The sequence below is a fragment of the Rathayibacter sp. Leaf248 genome, from assembly GCF_920939495.1.
In the GTDB taxonomy this organism is placed as follows: Bacteria; Actinomycetota; Actinomycetes; order Actinomycetales; family Microbacteriaceae; genus Rathayibacter; species Rathayibacter caricis.
This window is the reverse complement of the sequence record NZ_CAKLAV010000002.1, coordinates 1,015,599-1,032,140: the sequence shown is the minus strand read 5'-3', so window position 1 is coordinate 1,032,140 and position 16,542 is coordinate 1,015,599. Positions and strand designations below refer to the sequence as shown.

Below are 16,542 nucleotides of genomic sequence, written 5' to 3'. Positions count from 1 at the left end.
GGGATCACCCGGGAGCCGTCGGACCGGTCAGGCGGAGGCGCGGTCGAGCTGGGCGAGGTCGCTGCGGGTCAGCGGGAGGGCGGCCGCGCCGAAGACCGACTCGAGCTCCTCGGCTCCGCGGGCGCGGACGACGGCGGCGGAGACCTCCTGATGCGAGAGCACCCATGCGAGGGCGACCGTGCCGGGGTTGGTGCCGTGGGCCTCGGCGATCTCGTCGAGCGCGGCGAGCACCTTGCTGCCGTGGCGCCCCACGTAGTCGAGCGCGGCCTCGAACATGACCGACTGCGGCTCGTCCGAGCGGTGGCGCATCGCGCCCGTGAGGTAGCCGCTCGCGAGCGGGAGCCGCGCCAGCGTGCCGAGCTCCTGGCGGATCACCTCGGGGGCGACGTCGGACTCGTAGTCCTTGCGCTCCATCAGGTTGTACTCGGCCACCACGACCGAGAAGACGGGCAGCCCGTGGAGGGTCGCCACCTCCTCGGCGCGGGCGAGCGCCTCGCCGCTGAAGTGGGCGGCGCCGAGCGCTCCGACGGAGCCGTTCGCGAGGAACGGGGCGACGGCCGCGAGGCTCTCCTCGATCGGCACCTCCGGGTCCTCGCTGTCGAAGGACAGGAGGTCGATCCGGGTGCCCAGGCGCTCGAGACTGCCCTCGACGGCCGCCCGGACGTCGGCCGGCGCGAGGCCCGGGGCGTCGGGGTGGCGGCCGACCTTGGTGGCGACGAGCATCCGCTCGCGTGCGCCGCTCGCCTCGAGCCAGCGGCCGATCATGTACTCGCTGCGGCCGGTCGCGTAGTGGTCGGCGGTCGAGATCAGGGTGCCGCCGAGCGCCGCGAAGGCGTCGAGCGCCTCGGTCGTGTCGTCGATCCCCGCGGCCCAGCCGAAGACGGAGCCGTCGAGGGCGAGCGGATGCACGGGGAGGCCGGTGCGACCGAGGGTGCGCTGGGGAGCGGCGGGCGTCTCCGGCTCGGTGGCCAGGGGCGTCGGGTCGATCACGGTGTTCCTCCGGTCGGGGCGGTGCGACGGCACGGTGCGGCAACGCTACCCCATCCGCCGCAGAACGACGGACGCCCGCCCCACCGGAGTGGGACGGGCGTCACGACGTGCGGGAGGGATCAGCTCTCGACGGGAGCCTCGACCGGCGCCTCGGCTCCGGCCTCCTCGGCCACGACGGGCGCGAGGGACAGCTTGCCGCGGTCGTCGATCTTGGTGATCGAAACGAGCAGCTTCTGGCCGACTCCGAGGACGTCCTCGACGTTCTCGACGCGCTTGCCACCGGCGAGCTTGCGGACCTCGCTGATGTGCAGCAATCCGTCCTTGCCCGGGAGCAGCGAGACGAACGCGCCGAACGTCGCGAGCTTGACGACGGTTCCGAGGAACTGCTCGCCGACCTCGGGGTTCGTCGGGTTCGCGATCGCGTTGACCTGGGCACGGGCGGCCTCGGCCGACGGGCCGTCGACGGCGCCGATGTAGACGGTGCCGTCCTCCTCGATGGAGATGTCGGCGCCGGTCTCGTCCTGGATCGCGTTGATCGTCTTGCCCTTGGGGCCGATCAGCTCGCCGATCTTGTCGACGGGGATCTGCACCGAGATCACGCGGGGCGCGGTCGGGGCCATCTCGTCGGGCTGGTCGATCGCGGCCGTGAGCACGGCGAGGATCGTGCTGCGCGCGTCCTTCGCCTGCTTGAGCGCGGCGTCGAGGACCGACGACGGGATGCCGTCGAGCTTCGTGTCGAGCTGGATCGCGGTGACGAACTCGGAGGTTCCGGCGACCTTGAAGTCCATGTCGCCGAGCGCGTCCTCGGCGCCCAGGATGTCGGTCAGCGCCGCGTAGCGGGTCTGGCCGTCGACGACGTCGGACACGAGGCCCATCGCGATGCCCGCGACCGGGGCGCGCAGCGGCACACCGGCGTTGAGGAGCGACAGGGTCGAGGCGCAGACCGAGCCCATCGAGGTCGAGCCGTTGGAGCTCAGCGCCTCGGAGACCTGGCGGATCGCGTAGGGGAACTCCTCGCGGGAGGGCAGCACCGGCACGAGGGCGCGCTCGGCGAGGAAGCCGTGCCCGATCTCGCGGCGCTTCGGCGACCCGACGCGACCGGTCTCACCGGTCGAGTAGGGCGGGAAGTTGTAGTGGTGCAGGTAGCGCTTCTTCGTGACGGGCGACAGCGAGTCGATCTGCTGCTCCATCTTGAGCATGTTCAGCGTGGTGACGCCCAGGATCTGGGTCTCGCCGCGCTGGAAGATCGCCGAGCCGTGGACGCGCGGGATGACCTGGACCTCGGCGTCGAGCGGACGGATGTCGGCGAGGCCGCGACCGTCGATGCGCACGCCGTCGCGGAGGATGCGTCCGCGGACGACCACCTTCGTGACCGACTTGTACGCCGCTCCGACCTGGCTGTAGGCCTCGGCCGAGAGCTGACCGGACGCGATGCGCTCGGCGATCTGCTCCTTGACCTTCGCCTTCAGAGCGTCGTCGGCGTCCTGGCGCTCGACCTTGTCGGCGATCGAGTAGATGCGGACGAGCTCGTCGTAGCTGAGCTCGGCGACGTTGTCGTAGGTCTCCTGCGCGTAGGGCAGGAACACCGGGTAGTCCTTGACGGGCTTCGCGGTGTTCGCGGCCATCTTCGCCTGCGCCTCGACGAGCGCGCGGATGAAGGGCTTGGAGGCCTCGAGGCCCTGGGCCACGACGGTCTCGTCGGGCTTGGTGGCGCCGGCCTTGATGAGGTTCCAGGAGCCCTCGGTCGCCTCGGCCTCAACCATCATGATGGCGACGTCGGAGGAGCCGTCCTCGTTGGTGACGACGCGGCCCGCGACGGTGAGGTCGAAGACGGCGCTCTCGAGCTGCGAGGCCTTGGGGAACGCGATCCACTGGTCGTTGCCCGAGCCGTCGGACATGAGCGCGAGGCGCACACCGGCGATGGGGCCCGAGAAGGGCAGACCGGAGATCTGGGTCGAGGCGCTCGCGGCGTTGATCGCGAGGGCGTCGTAGAACTCGTCCGGAGCGATGCTCAGGACCGTGATGACGATCTGGACCTCGTTGCGCAGGCCCTCGACGAACGAGGGGCGCAGCGGCCGGTCGATCAGACGGCAGACCAGGATCGCCTCGGTGGAGGGGCGGCCCTCGCGGCGGAAGAACGAGCCGGGGATCTTGCCGGCGGCGTAGGAGCGCTCCTCGACGTCGACGGTCAGCGGGAAGAAGTCGAAGTTGTCCTTCGGGTTCTTCGACGCCGAGGTGGCCGAGAGGATCATCGTGTCCTCGTCGAGGTACGCGGCGACCGCTCCCTGAGCCTGCTGCGCGAGGCGGCCGGTCTCGAAGCGGACGGTGCGGGTGCCGTACGAGCCGTTGTCGAGAACGGCTTCGGCGAATGTGATTTCAGGACCTTCCAAGAGGTTCTGTCTCCTTCAACGTATGCAGCGGCGCCCGTTCTGGGCGCCGGCGTTCGTCGGAGCAGAGTTCCGGTCAGGAATCGAGACGATTCCACGGCAGGGCGTCGCGCCGTGCCGTCGTGTGGAGGGCGTTCGTGCTGGCCACCAGTAGAAAAGCTCCGGGTCGCCTCCTGTGCGACGACGCCGCACCTGTGAACCGGGACTCCACCACCGAGGACCAGCTTCCTGCCGGCCTGCTCCGTGGTTCGAATCCGGTGACGGCCGGCGGCCGCTGCGGATTCGGAACCGGTTCATGCTATCAGCACGGGTGCCGGACGGCCAGGAACGCGCGGCGGGACGCTCCGGGGCGGCTGCTCGACCGGCGTCGGGAGGAGCGCTCAGCCGCGCGTCTCGTGCATCAGCAGCTGCACCCGGAGCGCGCCCTTCACCGTGACGATGCGCGCCGGCACACGCGGCTGCTTGCCCGCCTCCGACAGCCGCGAGAGCGCCGCGTCGACGACGTTCTCGAGACCGCGGGGCACGTAGCCGACGAGGTCGGAGGGGCGGTGGTTGGCGAAGAGACGGACCGGCATGGGAGCGTCCACGCGCTCCTCCTCGAGGGTGCGGCGCGGGATCACCGCCGTGATCTCGTCCTCGCCGAGCGCCAGGACACGGGCGAGCTCGTCCTGGTGCGAGGCGCTGTCGGCGATACCGAGCAGCGTCTCCCCGCGCCGGGACTTCGGCAGCAGGTCGTAGTCGTAGTCGTCGAGCTTGCCCGATCCGCGGTCGTTCGCGGGGAGGGGGTTCTGGTCGTCGCGTCCGCGTCCGAAGGAGAAGAGCTTCATGCCCCCATTGTGACGCTGACGGCGACGGGGCGGCTCTCGCGAGCGGAGGTGCGGCCCCGGGGCTCGATCAGGAGCGGGAGGAGCGGAGCATCCGTGCGATCGCCGCGAGCACCAGCAGCAGCACCACCGCGACGAAGCCCAGGAGGACGGGCACGGCGGGCAGGAGCGCGAGGGCCGCTCCGATGGCGAGGACGGGGATCGCGAGGCCGAGATAGGCGGCGAGGAACATGCCGGCCAGGACCTCGCCGCGCGCGGCGTCCGAGGCGAGCGAGCCGGCGACCGCGAGGGACAGGCGGAACAGCAGGCCGACTCCGGCACCGGCGAGCACTCCCCCGGCGACGAACGGCCAGAGGACGGCCGTCACGGCGCCGACGGCGACCAGCAGGAGGCCGACGGCGAGGGCGGCGGCCGACAGCAGGAGCGCGGGGCGGGCGGCGAGGCGGGCGGAGAGGAGCTGCGCCACGGCGCCGGCGGCGAAGACTCCGAACGACACGGCGCCGGCGACCAGGTGGGAGGTCTCACCGAAGCGACCGGCCAGGAAGGTCGGAGCGAGCGAGGTGAAGAGGCCGAAGACGGCGAAGCCGGCGAACGCGCCGACCGCGGCCGAGAGGAAGGCGCCGCGCGACTCGGCGGGCACGGCGAGCCGCTGCGGGCGGTAGGCGGGCAGGACCTCACGCCGTTCGACGGTCTCGGGCACGAGGGCGACTCCGAGGCCGAGGACCACGAGCAGCACGAGGAAGACCTCGTAGGGGACGACCAGCGGGCGGTCGACGGTCACCGCGAGCACGCCTCCGACCAGCGGGCCCAGCGCCAGCCCGCCCATGTTCACGAGCGTCGAGACCGCCCGCGAGGTGCCCGGCCCCTCCTCGGGGCGGGCGACGGCGCGCAGCTCCGAGAGGTGCGCGGTCGCGGCGGCCGTCAGGGCGCCGACGCCGAGCCCTGTCAGCAGGCGGGCGATCAGGAGGCCCGGGACCTCGGGCCAGAGCAGGAAGACGATCGCGGCGAGGACCTCGACGAGGATCGACGCGAGCAGGATGCGGCGGCGGCCGAGCCAGTCGCTGACGTGGCCGGCGAGGAAGAGGCTCGCGACCACTCCGACCGCGTAGGCGGCGAACACCACGGTGACGACGAAGGCCGGGAAGCCGTCGCGGGCCTGGTAGATCGCGTAGAGCGGGGTCGGCACGGTGGAGAACGCCATGACCGCGAGGAACGCCGCGGCGATGACCCAGAAGCCGGGGCCGTGCGGCAGTTCGGGTCGGCGGGAGGCCGGACCCGCGGGAGCGGGCCGGGAGGGGCGGTGGTCGAGGTCCGGAGTGGTCACGCGATCAGGCTCCTCCGCCGGACTGAGCGTGTCCAACGGAGGATCTCGGTCGCATTCATCGAGTCCGGTGGATGATGGCGGGATGGACGATCGACAACTGGCCGCGTTCGTCGCGGTCGCGGAGGAGCTCCACTTCACTCGGGCGGCGGCGCGGCTGTTCGTGGTGCAGTCCACGCTGTCCGCCAGCATCCGCGCCCTCGAGCACGAGCTCGGAGCGGCGCTGTTCGAGCGCTCGACGCGCCGGGTCGCCCTCACCGCGGTGGGCGAGGCGCTGCTGCCGGAGGCGCGCCGGGCGATCGACGGGCTCGACCGGATGCGCACGCTCGCCGCCGAGGACGCCGCGGGGCTGCGCGGACGGGTGCGGGTGGGCACGTTCTCGGGCATGGACCTGATCGACCTGCCCGGGGCCCTCGGCGCGTACCGGCGCCGGCATCCGCTCGTGGACCTGCTGCTGCGCACCTCGGCGACCGGATCGACGGGCCTGGCCGAGGACCTGCGCCGCGGACGGCTCGACGTCGCACTGCTCGCGCTCCCCGCGGACGGGATGCCGGATCTCGCCGTCACGCCGCTCGCGCGCAGCGACTACGTGCTCCTGGTACCGGACGACCACCCGCTCGCCGACGCGACCGCACCCCGACCGAAGGACCTCGCGGGCGAGACGTTCGTGGACACTCCGGCCGGCTTCGGCAACCGGGTCAGCGTCGACCGCGCGTTCCTCGCCGAGGGTGTCCCCCGGCGCGTGGCGACCGAGGTCGCGGATCTGCCGGGGATCCCGCGGTTCGTGCAGGCGGGCCTCGGCGTGGCGGTCGTGCCGCGGGCGGGCGTGGCGGCGCTCGGGGGCGTGCGCTCGATCACCCTGGACTGGCCGGGGCTCGAGTGGGAGCTCTCGGTCGGGACCGCGCTGCGACCCTCCGCCGCTGTGGAGGCGCTGACCGCGCTCCTCCGGGAGCGGCGGAGCGCTTGAGCGGTCGGCGTCAGCCCTCGAGGAGGGGACCGCGGACGATCGAGTCGCCGGAGTGCGCGGGGTCGCCGTCGAGCGGTTCCTCCGACACGTCGACCAGCGAGTACTCCGAGAGGTCGAGGCCGGCCGGGACGGCGAAGCGGCCCTCGGTGCCGTCGAGGGCTCCGAGCGGCACGAGGCCGGACGCGTCGGCGGCGATCAGCCAGACCTCGCGGTAGCCGCCGTCCCCACCCTGCGCGTCGAGCCGCACGATCAGCTCGCGACCGCCGTCGACGTCCTCGAGCTCGGCGGAGCCGGTCGCGCCCTGCCAGTCGGGGAACGCTTGGAGCTCGGCCCGCGCCACGACGACCACGTCCTCCGTCTGCGACGCCTGCCACCACGCTCCGCCCGCCACTCCGATCACGAGGGCGGAGAAGGCGGCGAGCGAGGTGAGCACCACGCGGCCGGTGCGCCGACGACGGCGCTCGGGACGGTGCCGGCCCGTGGAGCCGGACTGAGCGACCGGGACGGGAGCGGTGTCGGGTCGCTCCGGGACGGGGGCGAGCACGGGAGCCGCGGAGTGCTCCTCGAGACCGAGCTCGTCGCGGATGCGGTCCCAGACCGCGGCGGACGGCGTCTCGAGGACGACTCCGCGACTGTCGCGGCCGACCTCGGCGACGTGGCCGAGCTCGACGAGCTGCTGCGCGCACTCCGGGCACTCGGCCAGGTGCGCGTCGGCCTCGCCGCTCGACTCCTCGCCGAGCGCGAGCAGCGCGATCTCGTCTGGATCCAGGTGGGTCATGTGCTGCTCACCTCCAATCGGGAGCGGAGTCTGTCGAGGCTGCGGCGGATGTGGCTCTTGACGGTACCGAGCGGCAGCCCGGTCCGAGCGGCGATCTCGGTGTGGGTGAGGTCGTCGTAGAAGGCGAGGCTCATCACCCGGCGGGGCACGGGGTCGAGTCGGGCGAGCTCGTCGGCGACCAGGACCTTCGCCTCCAGATCGACCGGGGTCTCGCCCTCCTCGATCGGAGCGACGGCGACGAGCGCCTGGGTGAGCCGGCGCTCGCGCGATCGGTTCTCGTGCGCGTCGGCGATGCGGTTGCGGGAGATCCCGACCAGCCAGGCTCCCAGAGCGGCGCGGTCCGGATCGAAGTTCTGCCGGCCGGTCCAGGCCGAGACGAAGACGCGCTGCACCACGTCCTCCGCGTCGCCCCGGTCGCCGAGAGAGCGCAGAGCGAGGGTGAACAGCAGCGGGGACCACCGCGCGTAGGCCTCCGCGAGCGAGGACTCGTCGCCCGCGGCGAAGCGGAGCCCGAGACGGCGCACGACGGCGCGCTCGTCCTCGGCCCCGTCGAGGGGTGCGCTGGGGAGGGCGTCGGACAGTGGGATGCTCCTGAGGTGGGGACGGCGCTGCACCCTGGCGTCGGGCTGCGCTGCGGCGGTCGCTGCGCTCATCGTACGCGCGGCGATCGGGCGGTCGGAGTCACGGGGACGGCACCGCCGTGACGACGACGTTGCTGAGGTAGTGGCGCGTGTCGTAGTCGAAGTCGCCGCCGCACGTGATGAGGACGAGCCGGGGCGCACCGTCGCGGGTGAACACGGCCGGGAGATCGACGGACGTCTTCTCGGTGGTCTCGACCGTCGTGACGGTGAAGGAGCGCTCGGCTCCGTCGTCGCTCGTGAGTCGGACGATCTGGCCGGGCTGCGCCGATGTCAGCTCGACGAACGGGCCGAGGCCGTAGGCGAGGGAGTCGACGTGGGCGGCGATGACGATCGTCCCGTCGGGCTCGTCCAGGCCCGCTCCGAACCGGTACCAGCCGGCCGTCGCGGTGTCGGGGACCAGCTCCATGGTGCCGTCGTCGGCCACTCCGACCGGCTCGAGCGGCATGTCGACCGGCAGCCCGTCGACCACGATCCGCGTGGGGGCGATGACGCTGCGCGCCGGGGTCGCTCCCAGACGCGCATCCGCGAGGGGCACGGCGGGCGGGGCGGCGGAGGGGATCGCGGACGGCGCGGGCGGGGGCTGCTGCACCGAGAGGCTCGCGTCGGGCGAGGGCACGACCCCAGCCGCCTGAGCCGAGCATCCGGCGAGACCCGCGCCGACCGCGATCGACCCGATCGCGACGAGGACGCGCAGAGGGAAGGGGTTCCGGCTCATGGCGTCCTCCTGGGTCGTGATCGGGTGACCGGCTCGGGCGCGCTCCAGCACGCCCGAGCCGGTGGTGTGTCCGCGGGTCAGCGGCCCGCAGCGGCCTTGCGACGGCCGAACAGGGTCGCTCCGGCGAGACCGAGAGCGGCGAGGGCGGCTGCGCCCCACCAGCCCGCGGCGGCGTCGGTGCGGTTGTCGGCGGCGAGTCCGGCCTCACCGGCGGGAACGCCGGACGGGGTCGAGTGCAGGCCGTCGATGGTCTGCGTCGCGAGGGCGAGGTTGCCCTTCTCGAGGCTGCCCCAGGCGTAGACGATCGTGTTGACGCCCTCCTGGACCTGGACGTCGGCCGGGCCGATGACCGGGGTCGTGGTGCCGGTCGCCGCGACGACCGTCGAGATCGTCGCCGGAGCGAGGTTCAGCACGCCCTCGTTCGGGTTGGTGACGTTCGTCAGGACGGGCGAGCCGCCGGCGAGGATGTCGACCGCGGGCGCGGCGGCCACGTGGCGGACGGTGAGCCGTCCCTCTCCCGCGGCGGTGGTCGAGATGTCGTTCGTGAAGAGCGTCGCGGTGGGGGTGTTGTCGGCCTTCAGGTGCGCGGCGGCGGTGTAGCTCTTGCCCGCCTCGAGCGCGAGGTCGATCGGGCCGATGACGGGAGCGCTCGCGTCGGCCGCGTCGGCCGCGGTGATCGCGACGGAGTAGGTGCCGGTGGGCAGGTCCAGCGGTCCGGCGAGGGTGCCGGGGGTGAAGTCGTCGAGCGTCAGTGCTCCGTTCACGTACACGTCCACGGTGGTGTCCGGGACGGCGTGCAGGACGTACAGGTCGGCCGAGTCGGCGTCGGCCGCGCTGGCCGGAGCGGCGGAGAGGCCGACGACGGCGAGGGTGCCGACGCAGGCACCGGTTAGGAGACGGCGGGAGAAGCTGGAGGTGGTCACGGTGTTCCTCTTTCACGATGGGACCCGGAGGGGGTCGGTGGGTACTCGAGAAGGGCCTTCACGGACTACTTCCGGACGAACCCCCTCGACGGATGCACCTCGTGGCGGATTTCTCCGAAAAATCTCCTACGGGGTGCCCCCGAGCCCGGGAACGCCCTGTTCAGCGTGCGTTTCCGGGGTTACGCTCGCGCCGAGAGGGAGTGACGGATGGTGCGACGCAGCACACCCGGACCCGCGTCGGGCTCGCGGCGGGCTGCTCCGCGGCCCCGCGGACTGATCGCATCGACGGCCGCGACGGCAGCGGCCTCGGCCGTGCTCGCCCTCGCGCTCGCGGCGATCGCTACGCTCGCCTCGCTCCCCTCCTCCGCGGCCGGAGCGCCGACGCAGTGCGCGGACTCCCGGGAGCTGCTGGCCGCCGCGCCGGGACTCGAGGGCGCCGACCCCGGGCACCTGATCGCCTGCGTCGACGAGGATCACCGCCGGCTGACGATCCACAACCGCACCCCGGTGGTCTGGGCGATCGGGGATCCGTCGGTGACGGGCGTCGTCGATCAGGCGGGCGGCGTCGGCGGGCTGCTCAGCTCCCACGCGTCGCGCTCCGGACGGGGACTGCTGCTCGCTCCGGGCGCCTCCGCCTCCGTCTCGGCGGGATCCGGCCGGATCGCTCCCCGGCCGGATCGGGAGGCGACCCGACTGCACCTCGCCCTGACGGCGATCGTCGAGGCGCAGGACGCCGCCGAGGCGACGCTGCCCCCGCGGGCGCCCCGCGCCGTGCTGCGCTCGGCCGCGCTCACCTGCGCCGTCGCGCTGAGCGGGGTCGCCTCCGGATGGGAGATCGCCACCGTCGACGCACTCGAACGGGCCGCCTCGACGGCGGGATGCGCTCGCGCATGGCGCGCCGCCGGATCACGGGCGCTCGCGGACGGCTGGCGGCTGCCCGCGCTCGTCGCGGCGGTCCGCGATCCGGACCGGCTGGAGCACGATCGGGCCCGTGCGCGGGCGGCGGAGGGATGGTTCGCGGCGGCGGGCGGCTACTCCTGGGGCGGTGCGGAGCGACCGCAGCGGCTCCCGTGAGCCGCGCCGGGAACGCGGAACGGGCCGCCCTCCGCGAGGAGGACGGCCCGTTCGGCAAGAAGTTCGCGGTGTCATCGAGACCCCGCGCTCGCTCCGTGAGGAACTAGCGGCGGAGGCCGAGACGCTCGATCAGCGCGCGGTAGCGGTTGATGTCCACGTCCGACAGGTAGCCGAGGAGTCGGCGACGCTGACCCACGAGCAGCAGCAGACCACGACGCGAGTGGTGGTCGTGCTTGTGCTCCTTGAGGTGCTCGGTGAGGTCCTTGATCCGACGGGTCAGGACGGCCACCTGGACCTCGGGGGATCCGGTGTCACCGGGGTGGGTCGCGTACTCTTCGATGATCGCCTTCTTGACATCTGCTTCGAGTGCCATAGGTGGATCCCCTCTCTCTCGTTGCGCGGTGCCCGGCGCCTGATGCGTGGGCTCTCTTGATCCGCGGCCGTCGAACGGCAACTGCACGAGCTTACCAGAGGGTGGAGCGGTGTGGGGCGGGTCGACACCGCCTAGGCGCCGACGGCCCTGTTCCAGAGCACGACGAGCCACGGCGACACGAGCAGCTCCCAGTAGACGAGGACGAGCACGTTCAGGACGACGGCGATCCACCCGGCGATCGGCGGGCGCTTCTCTCGACGACGGGCGCGGATGGAGGAGACGCCGAGCAGGACGCCCACGAGCAGCAGCGCGTGGATGAGGGCGGTGTAGAGGACTCCGACGATCAGGTCGCTCATCGCGCGGTCGCCCGGGTAGGCCCCGAGCGAGATCAGCGAGTACCAGACGAAGAACGAGATCGGCACGGTCACCACGGCGATGGCCGAGCCTGCCAGCGCGGGCCCGTAGCGACGCCACCAGCCGGAGGCCCGGCCGCCGGAGGAGGACGGGCGGGCGGCGTTCCGCGGGCGGTACGAGGGCGAGGCGCCGCGGGCCGAGCGGCGCGGGGAAGCGGATCCGGCTGCGCGCGACGCGGGGGCGGCCGGACGTCGGGGCGCGCCGTCGGGAGACGTGCTCATGCCCACCACCCTAGAGGGTCGGCTCCGCGGGTCCGTGCGGGCACCGCGCCGCCCGGCGAGCAGAATGGGGCGGGTGAGTCAGGTCCCCCGCGCGCCCCGGCGCAGCCACGTCATCGATGTCTCGCCGCTCCGGGAGTCGCCCGCCTTCGCCCGGCTCTGGGCCGGCAACGTGATCTCGGGCATCGGCGGGCAGATGACGATCGTCGCCGTGGGCCTGCACATCTACGAGCTCACCGGCTCGACGCTCGCGGTCGCGATGGTGGGGGTCGTCGCGCTCGTGCCGACCGTGATCGCGGGGCTCTACGGCGGGATGCTCGCCGACGCGTTCGACCGGCGGCTGGTCCTCCTCCTCTCGGCGATCGTGGCGTGGGGATCGACCGCGGGGATCGCGGCGCTCGCCTGGCTCGGCGCCGAGACTCCGCTGACCCTGTACCTGCTCACCGCGGTCGCGACCACCGTGATCGTGGCCACCCGGATGACGCTCGCCCCGCGGCTGCTCCGACCGGAGCTCGTGCGCGCGGCCGCCGCGCTCGGCGGGATCGCGAGCGGCGTCGAGGTGACCGTGGGACCGGCGCTGGCGGGTGTGCTGGTGGCCGGGGTCGGCTTCCCGGCGACCTACACGATCGACGTGGTGCTGTTCCTCGCGGCGTTCCTGGGGATCGTGGGTCTCCCGGCGCTGGTGCCCGAGGGCGAGCGGCAGCGGCCGGGACTCGAGTCGCTGCGGTTCGGGATGCGGTTCCTGCGCGGGGCGCCGAACATCCGCCTGTCGTTCCTCGTCGACATCGTCGCGATGACGTTCGGGCAGCCGAGGGTGGTCTTCCCCGCGGCGGCGGCGCTCCTGCTCGGGGGCGGGGCGGTCACGGTCGGGGTCCTGACGGCGGCGTTCGCGGTCGGTGCGCTGCTCAGCGGAGTCTTCTCGGGCCGGCTCACGGGAGTGCGGCAGCAGGGGCTCGCGATCGGACGGTCGATCCAGGTCTACGGCGGGTTCATCGCGGCGTTCGGCGCGGTGCTGCTGACCGCCGCGCTCGTCGGGCACGAGGACTCGGCGCCGGATCTCGGGCTCATCGCCCTCGCGTCGGTCGCCCTGGCCGGAGCCGGCGCGGCGGACAACATCAGCTCGATCTTCCGGCAGACGATGCTGCAGACCGCGGTCCCCGACAACATGCGCGGGCGGCTGCAGGGCGTGTTCATCGTGGTGGTGACCGGCGGTCCGCGCGTCGGAGACCTCTACACGGGCCTGCTGGCCTCGCTGGCGCTGCTCTGGCTGCCGCCGCTGGCCGGAGGGCTCGCGATCATCGGGATCCTCGGCGCGGTGCTGCGGACGCGGCCGGCGTTCCGCGGCTACGACGCGCTGCATCCGACGGCGTGAGCCGACCCGCCGCGCCCGGTGAGCGCGGCGGACCCGGGGTCACTCCCCCGCGAAGTCGCTCGTGCCGCCGCCGTCGGTGAGGTTCTCGTCGGAGACGGCGCCGCTGTCGTCGTCGCGCCCCTCGACCCGCGTGGGGCGGTAGACGTGGAAGCCTTCGTCGTCGTCCTCCAGCTCCCAGACGACCTCGACCTCCTCGCCGTCGATGTCGGCGACCCGGGTGATGGTGGGCTGCGGGGCTCCGTCGACGAGCTCGAGGCGGATGCTCTCCTGCTCGGCGCCGCTGTCGAGGATGGCCGTGTACGTGGTGGTGTCCATGCCTCGACGGTAGGCACGCCCGCGGGGCGCTCGCCACCCCTTGCGGCGCTCGGGTGGACGCGTAGCGTCGCCTCCATGACCGACACCGACATCACCCCCGCCGACTCCGACGACGTCGCCCAGATCGCCGAGCTCGTGAAGAGCGCGAAGATCGGGCTGCTCACGACCGTGAACGCCACGGGCCAGCTCGTCAGCCGTCCGCTCGCCGCCCAGGACACCGACTTCGACGGCGTGCTCTGGTTCTTCACCCAGGACCCCTCGCCCAAGGTCGAGGACATCCGCGCGAACCCGAGCGTGAACGTGGCGTTCGAGTCGAAGAAGGGCTACCTGTCGGTGGCCGGAACCGCGAGCGTCGTGCACGATGCGGCGAAGGTCGACGAGCTGTGGAGCCCCTCCGTCTCGGGCTGGTTCCCCGACGGCAAGGACGACCCGACCGTCGCCCTGATCCGCGTCGACGCCGAGACGGTGGAGCTGTGGGCGTCGGACGAGCCCGGGCCCGTCGTGCTGTTCAAGGTGCTGACCGCCGCAGTCAGGGGCGGGCAGCCGGACGTGGGTGAGAACCGCACCGTCTCGTTCGAGTAGACGCGCCTGCCGTCTCCGCCGCGAGATGCCGTTCCGGTACGCCTCGTCCGGCGTGTCGCGTACCGGAGTGGCATCTCGCGGCGGAGTGATGGGGTCAGGGACCGCCGAAGCGCTCGGTGCGGACGCGTTCCGGGGCGTGGCCCTGGGCGACGAGGGCGGTCGCGACGGCTTCGACGAACGCCGTCGGGCCGCAGACGTAGACCGTGGGCTCGGTCGAGGGGGGAAGCGCCGCGTCGGCGAGGAGCTCCGGAGTGAGCCGGCCGGCCGGACGGGACGCGCCGGGCGGAGCGACGCGCGTGTAGACCATCTCCGTCGCCACTCCGCCCTGCTCGGCCGGCAGCTCGGCCAGGCTCTGCAGGTCGTCGCGGTAGTAGGCGAAGACGGGCGAGCGCACCGAGTAGATCAGGCGCATCGGAGCCGCGCTGCCGACCCGGCCGTGCTCGCGCGCCATCGCCATCAGCGGGACGAGACCGCTGCCGCCTGCGATCAGCTGCACGGGCTCGGTCTGCTCGGGCCGCCAGACGAACCAGCCGCCGATCGGACCGCGCACCTCGAGGCTGTCCCCCGCCTCGAGGCCCTCGACGAGGTACGGCGACACCTCGCCGTCCTCCAGGCGCTCGACCGCCAGCTCGACGTGCTCGCCGTCGGCGGGCGCGCCGATCGAGTAGGAGCGGCTGGCCTGGTAGCCGTCGGGGGCCGTGAGCCGGACGTCGAGGTGCTGCCCGGCGAGGTGACCGGGCCAGCCGGGCACGCGCAGCGTGATCAGTTTCGAGGTCGGGGTGAGCGGGGCGACCGCCTCGGCGGTCGACTCCTGCCAGATCACCGGTAGCGCTCCTCTTTCCACGGGTCTCCGTGCATGTGGTAGCCGTTCTGCTCCCAGAAGCCGGGCTCGTCGCCGGGCATCAAACGGAGGCTCCTCACCCACTTGGCGCTCTTCCAGAAGTAGAGGTGCGGCACCAGCAGTCGCGCAGGTCCGCCGTGCTCGGCGGCGAGGGGCTCGCCCTCGAACGTGGTCGCGACCCAGGCCTTGCCTCCGCGGATCTCAGCCAGGGGCAGGTTGGTGGTGTACCCGCCGAAGCTCTGCGCCATGACGTAGCCGGCGTCGGTCTCGACGCCCTCGAGGAGGGTGTCGACCGAGACGCCGCGCCAGGTGGTGCCGAGCTTGGACCAGCGGGTGACGCAGTGGATGTCGGTGTGCACGTCCTCCTGCGGCAGGGCCTGGAACTCGTCCCAGGTCCAGCTCCGGACGCCGGCGGGGCCCGCGTCGATCGAGAAGCTCCACTCGTGGATGTTCGGCGTCGGCCCGATGGAGAGGACGGGGAAGCCCGTCTCGAGGTACTGCCCGGGCGGGATGTCCGGATTCTCGGCGCGCTTGCCGAAGAAGCCCCGCGTGATGATGCCCATGTCCGCCCTCGTCGTCCTCGGGGCAGCGCCCCGGCTCGGTGGAAACCGCTCGTCGATCGTCAGGCTATCGCGGCGGCGCGGCGCTACTCCATCGCGGGCACTCGGGCGACCCCGAGCCGGTGTCGGCGGTGAGTGCGAGGATCGGCGCATGAGACGAACCGTCGTGCCGCCGTACCTCCTCGTCCGCATCGCCCGACTCGACGATCCCGCGTTCGCGCGGGCCGCCCGGGCCGCGAGCCGCTCCCTCGAGCAGGACGTGCCGTTCCGGCGCGTGCGCCCGGGCGAGCCGTCTCCCGGCCGCGGGACGCCGGGCCCGACCGCCACCGCCACTCCGACGCCCCGCAACCGCGTCGCCGCCCTGCAGCGCACCATCTCGGACGCGCAGACGACCGAGTCGCTCCCCGGCGTCACCGTCCGCACCGAGGGGCAGCCCTCGAACGGCGACGTCACGGTGGACGAGGCGTACGACGGGCTGGGAGCGATGTCCGCGTTCCTCCAGCAGGCCTACGGCCGCGACTCCATCGACGACGCCTGGCTGCCGCTGGACGCGACCGTGCACTTCGGCGACGACTACGACAACGCGTTCTGGGACGGCTCCCGGATGGTCTTCGGCGACGGCGACGGGCAGGTGTTCCGCCGCTTCACGATCTCGCCGAGCGTGATCGGGCACGAGCTCGCGCACGGGATGACCGAGTACACCGCGAACCTCGTCTACCGCGGGCAGTCGGGCGCGCTCAACGAGTCGATCTCGGACGTCTTCGGCGCGCTGCTCGAGCAGTTCGGAGCCCGGCAGAGCGTCGAGGAGGCGAGCTGGCTGATCGGCAAGGGGCTCTTCACCGACGAGGTCGAAGGCACGGCCCTGCGCTCGATGATCGCGCCCGGCACCGCCTACGACGACGACGTGCTCGGCAAGGATCCGCAGCCCGGTTCGATGGACGACTACGTCGACACCGAGGACGACAACGGCGGCGTGCACATCAACTCCGGGATCCCGAACCGGGCCTTCGCGGTGGCCGCGATCGAGCTCGGCGGGAAGGCGTGGGAGCGCGCCGGCCAGGTCTGGTACGACGTGCTGACCGGCGGAGTGCTCACGGCGACCGCCGACTTCGCGGGATTCGCGAGGCTCACGGTCGCCGCGGCGGCCGAGCGCTACGGTGCCGGGTCGGACGTCGAGTCGGCGGTGCGCACCGGCTGGAGCACGGTGGGGGTCGACGTCCCCGCCTGAGCGGGCGCCGCGCCCCCGC

At 72.9% G+C, this 16,542-nt stretch carries 18 protein-coding genes; 5 read left to right on the top strand and 13 right to left on the bottom strand.

The window, feature by feature from the left end; translation table 11 throughout:
* Positions 1 to 27: 27 nt before the first annotated feature.
* The 4 genes from LRG51_RS17860 to LRG51_RS17845 all read right to left on the bottom strand — a co-directional run bounded on the left by LRG51_RS17860 (position 28) and on the right by LRG51_RS17845 (position 5,525).
* A complete protein-coding gene (locus LRG51_RS17860) occupies positions 28 to 990 on the bottom strand; it encodes an aldo/keto reductase (protein ID WP_230674043.1) in 963 nt (320 codons plus the stop codon).
* A gap of 119 nt (positions 991 to 1,109) precedes the next feature.
* The gene (locus tag LRG51_RS17855; RefSeq protein ID WP_230674042.1) at positions 1,110 to 3,380 is read right to left on the bottom strand and encodes a polyribonucleotide nucleotidyltransferase; all 2,271 of its coding nucleotides are present in this window, start codon (positions 3,378 to 3,380) and stop codon (positions 1,110 to 1,112) included.
* Positions 3,381 to 3,757: 377 nt separating this feature from the next.
* On the bottom strand, positions 3,758 to 4,204 hold the full coding sequence (locus LRG51_RS17850) for a hypothetical protein (RefSeq protein ID WP_055793381.1): 447 nt from the start codon (positions 4,202 to 4,204) through the stop codon (positions 3,758 to 3,760).
* A 67-nt stretch (positions 4,205 to 4,271) separates the two neighbouring features.
* Entirely contained in the window at positions 4,272 to 5,525 is a 1,254-nt protein-coding gene (locus tag LRG51_RS17845; RefSeq protein WP_230674041.1) for an MFS transporter, read from the bottom strand.
* Between the two features lie 82 nt (positions 5,526 to 5,607).
* Here LRG51_RS17845 and LRG51_RS17840 point away from each other — a divergent pair, with 82 nt between their 5' ends.
* Entirely contained in the window at positions 5,608 to 6,489 is an 882-nt protein-coding gene (locus LRG51_RS17840) for a LysR family transcriptional regulator (protein ID WP_230674040.1), read from the top strand.
* Between the two features lie 10 nt (positions 6,490 to 6,499).
* Here LRG51_RS17840 and LRG51_RS17835 read toward each other — a convergent pair whose 3' ends face one another.
* The 4 genes from LRG51_RS17835 to LRG51_RS17820 form a co-directional block, all read right to left on the bottom strand.
* Positions 6,500 to 7,267: an anti-sigma factor gene (locus LRG51_RS17835; protein ID WP_230674039.1), complete on the bottom strand. Its 768-nt coding sequence runs from the start codon at positions 7,265 to 7,267 to the stop codon at positions 6,500 to 6,502.
* Positions 7,264 to 7,920, bottom strand: coding sequence for an RNA polymerase sigma factor (locus LRG51_RS17830; RefSeq protein WP_107575426.1), 657 nt, complete (start codon positions 7,918 to 7,920; stop codon positions 7,264 to 7,266). The genes LRG51_RS17835 and LRG51_RS17830 overlap by 4 nt, the downstream gene beginning before the upstream one ends.
* A 28-nt stretch (positions 7,921 to 7,948) precedes the next feature.
* Positions 7,949 to 8,623 (bottom strand): class F sortase, encoded by a 675-nt coding sequence (locus LRG51_RS17825; RefSeq protein WP_230674038.1) that lies wholly within the window; start codon positions 8,621 to 8,623, stop codon positions 7,949 to 7,951.
* A 77-nt stretch (positions 8,624 to 8,700) separates the two neighbouring features.
* Entirely contained in the window at positions 8,701 to 9,546 is an 846-nt protein-coding gene (locus LRG51_RS17820) for a DUF4397 domain-containing protein (RefSeq protein ID WP_230674037.1), read from the bottom strand.
* A gap of 207 nt (positions 9,547 to 9,753) precedes the next feature.
* Between LRG51_RS17820 and LRG51_RS17815 the strand changes: the two genes are divergently transcribed.
* The gene (locus LRG51_RS17815; RefSeq protein ID WP_230674036.1) at positions 9,754 to 10,620 is read left to right on the top strand and encodes a hypothetical protein; all 867 of its coding nucleotides are present in this window, start codon (positions 9,754 to 9,756) and stop codon (positions 10,618 to 10,620) included.
* 103 nt (positions 10,621 to 10,723) lie between these two features.
* Here the strand turns inward: LRG51_RS17815 and rpsO are convergent, their stop codons facing one another.
* Together rpsO and LRG51_RS17805 are read right to left on the bottom strand one after the other, a co-directional pair.
* Entirely contained in the window at positions 10,724 to 10,993 is a 270-nt protein-coding gene (gene rpsO, locus LRG51_RS17810; RefSeq protein WP_055793401.1) for a 30S ribosomal protein S15, read from the bottom strand.
* 131 nt (positions 10,994 to 11,124) lie between these two features.
* Entirely contained in the window at positions 11,125 to 11,628 is a 504-nt protein-coding gene (locus tag LRG51_RS17805; protein WP_157603183.1) for a hypothetical protein, read from the bottom strand.
* A gap of 64 nt (positions 11,629 to 11,692) precedes the next feature.
* On the opposite strand from LRG51_RS17805, the gene LRG51_RS17800 reads away from it, so the two are divergent.
* The gene (locus LRG51_RS17800) at positions 11,693 to 12,997 is read left to right on the top strand and encodes an MFS transporter (protein ID WP_442966673.1); all 1,305 of its coding nucleotides are present in this window, start codon (positions 11,693 to 11,695) and stop codon (positions 12,995 to 12,997) included.
* 39 nt (positions 12,998 to 13,036) lie between these two features.
* Here the strand turns inward: LRG51_RS17800 and LRG51_RS17795 are convergent, their stop codons facing one another.
* Positions 13,037 to 13,312: a hypothetical protein gene (locus tag LRG51_RS17795; protein ID WP_055793406.1), complete on the bottom strand. Its 276-nt coding sequence runs from the start codon at positions 13,310 to 13,312 to the stop codon at positions 13,037 to 13,039.
* A gap of 75 nt (positions 13,313 to 13,387) precedes the next feature.
* On the opposite strand from LRG51_RS17795, the gene LRG51_RS17790 reads away from it, so the two are divergent.
* Positions 13,388 to 13,894, top strand: coding sequence for a pyridoxamine 5'-phosphate oxidase family protein (locus tag LRG51_RS17790; RefSeq protein ID WP_055793409.1), 507 nt, complete (start codon positions 13,388 to 13,390; stop codon positions 13,892 to 13,894).
* Between the two features lie 94 nt (positions 13,895 to 13,988).
* On the opposite strand, the gene LRG51_RS17785 is transcribed toward LRG51_RS17790, so the two are convergent.
* A complete protein-coding gene (locus LRG51_RS17785; RefSeq protein ID WP_329958745.1) occupies positions 13,989 to 14,717 on the bottom strand; it encodes a ferredoxin reductase in 729 nt (242 codons plus the stop codon).
* Positions 14,714 to 15,298 (bottom strand): sulfite oxidase-like oxidoreductase, encoded by a 585-nt coding sequence (locus LRG51_RS17780; protein ID WP_055793416.1) that lies wholly within the window; start codon positions 15,296 to 15,298, stop codon positions 14,714 to 14,716. Before LRG51_RS17780 ends, LRG51_RS17785 begins: the two co-directional genes overlap by 4 nt.
* Positions 15,299 to 15,446: 148 nt before the next feature.
* Here LRG51_RS17780 and LRG51_RS17775 point away from each other — a divergent pair, with 148 nt between their 5' ends.
* Complete coding sequence (locus tag LRG51_RS17775; RefSeq protein ID WP_230674034.1) at positions 15,447 to 16,523, top strand: M4 family metallopeptidase; 1,077 nt, start codon at positions 15,447 to 15,449, stop codon at positions 16,521 to 16,523.
* Positions 16,524 to 16,542: the final 19 nt, after the last annotated feature.

What these genes read in the sequence shown, in the direction of transcription:
- LRG51_RS17850 (WP_055793381.1), bottom strand. Translation starts at nt 4,204, where the DNA reads ATGAAGCTCTTCTCCTTCGGACGCGGACGCGACGACCAGAACCCCCTC.
- LRG51_RS17840 (WP_230674040.1), top strand. Translation starts at nt 5,608, where the DNA reads ATGGACGATCGACAACTGGCCGCGTTCGTCGCGGTCGCGGAGGAGCTC.
- LRG51_RS17835 (WP_230674039.1), bottom strand. Translation starts at nt 7,267, where the DNA reads ATGACCCACCTGGATCCAGACGAGATCGCGCTGCTCGCGCTCGGCGAG.
- LRG51_RS17830 (WP_107575426.1), bottom strand. Translation starts at nt 7,920, where the DNA reads ATGAGCGCAGCGACCGCCGCAGCGCAGCCCGACGCCAGGGTGCAGCGC.
- LRG51_RS17825 (WP_230674038.1), bottom strand. Translation starts at nt 8,623, where the DNA reads ATGAGCCGGAACCCCTTCCCTCTGCGCGTCCTCGTCGCGATCGGGTCG.
- LRG51_RS17815 (WP_230674036.1), top strand. Translation starts at nt 9,754, where the DNA reads ATGGTGCGACGCAGCACACCCGGACCCGCGTCGGGCTCGCGGCGGGCT.
- rpsO (WP_055793401.1), bottom strand. Translation starts at nt 10,993, where the DNA reads ATGGCACTCGAAGCAGATGTCAAGAAGGCGATCATCGAAGAGTACGCG.
- LRG51_RS17805 (WP_157603183.1), bottom strand. Translation starts at nt 11,628, where the DNA reads ATGAGCACGTCTCCCGACGGCGCGCCCCGACGTCCGGCCGCCCCCGCG.
- LRG51_RS17800 (WP_442966673.1), top strand. Translation starts at nt 11,693, where the DNA reads ATGGGGCGGGTGAGTCAGGTCCCCCGCGCGCCCCGGCGCAGCCACGTC.
- LRG51_RS17795 (WP_055793406.1), bottom strand. Translation starts at nt 13,312, where the DNA reads ATGGACACCACCACGTACACGGCCATCCTCGACAGCGGCGCCGAGCAG.
- LRG51_RS17790 (WP_055793409.1), top strand. Translation starts at nt 13,388, where the DNA reads ATGACCGACACCGACATCACCCCCGCCGACTCCGACGACGTCGCCCAG.
- LRG51_RS17780 (WP_055793416.1), bottom strand. Translation starts at nt 15,298, where the DNA reads ATGGGCATCATCACGCGGGGCTTCTTCGGCAAGCGCGCCGAGAATCCG.
- LRG51_RS17775 (WP_230674034.1), top strand. Translation starts at nt 15,447, where the DNA reads ATGAGACGAACCGTCGTGCCGCCGTACCTCCTCGTCCGCATCGCCCGA.